The 1,216-nt window shown below is 71.1% G+C and carries 1 protein-coding gene; it reads left to right on the top strand.

The genetic code is table 11. The features are described from left to right. Positions 1-23: 23 nt before the first annotated feature. A partial coding sequence (locus tag HG543_RS53725; RefSeq protein ID WP_169352684.1) for a glycosyltransferase occupies positions 24-1,216 on the top strand: 1,193 nt, incomplete at its 3' end.

The following is a 1,216-nucleotide window of genomic DNA, read 5'->3' on the forward strand; positions in this document are numbered from 1 at the left end:
CTCCCCCACACCCCCCACACCCCATGCGCGCGGTCCTCACCAACTTCGGCAGCCTCGGCGATGTGCAGCCCTTCCTGAACCTGGCCGTCGAGCTGAAACGCCACGGGCATCACCCGGTGCTGGCCGCGGCGCCCTCGTACCGCGCGATAGCGGAGCCACACGGCATCGACTTCGCGCCCGTGGGCCCGGACCTGCGGCAGGCGCAGACCGCCATCACCCAGACGGTGATGATGACCCCGGACGTGTTCCAGTCCACCGGGGACCTGTCCCAGCTCTTCCAGCCGCTCTCCGAGGCGCTGCCGCGCATGCTGGAGGACCTGCGCGCGGTGTGCCGGGGCGCGGACGTGCTCATCAGCGGCCGGGTGCAGCCCGCAGCGCGCATGGTGCACGACCTCACGCACATTCCCTTTGTCTCCGTGCTGGTGGAACACACCGGCAGCGGCGGAGGGAACCCCGCGTTCCAGGCCGCGGTGCGCGCCCTCGTGAATCCGCTGCGCGACTCGCTGCGCCTGCCGCCGTTGGACAATCCGATGGTGGACGGCCTGTCGCCGCAGCTGGTGCTCACCGCGCTCAGCCGGCACGTGCGCCCGCCGCCCGCGGACGCGCCTCCCCACCACCACACCGTGGGCTACTTCTACCTCGACGAGCCCCACTTCACGCCGGATCCGGAGCTGGCCGCCTTCCTCGCACAGGGCGAGCCGCCGGTGTACTTCACCTTCGGCAGCTTGACGTACGACGACCCGGCCGCGCTGACGGACGCCCTGGTGGAGAGCACGGTGCGCTCGGGACGGCGCGCGCTCATCCAACAAGGGTGGAGCGGCCTGGGTCAGCGGATTTTGCCACCCACGGTGCGCGCTGTAGGACCGGTGCCGTACGCATGGCTGCTTCCCCGCGTGTCCTGTGTGGTCCACCATGGCGGTTCGGGGACGACGGGCTACGCCTTCCGCGCGGGGATTCCGCAGGTGGTGGCACCGCACGTATATGACCAGTTCACCTGGGGAGAGCTGGTCCACGAGCTCGGCTGTGGGGGGCCGCCCCTTTCCATGGGGGAGCTGACCGCGGAGCGCCTGTCGGGAGTCATCGACAGGGTGCTCACCGAGGCACGGTACCGGGAAGCAGCGGCCCGGCTGGGGGAGCACATCCGCTCCGAGCATGGAGCGGCGAAGGCGCGCCACCTCATCGAGGACCTGGTGCGCCGGGTGGGGCTGTCGGCGGG

This window comes from Pyxidicoccus fallax (assembly GCF_012933655.1).
Classification (GTDB): Bacteria; Myxococcota; Myxococcia; order Myxococcales; family Myxococcaceae; genus Myxococcus; species Myxococcus fallax.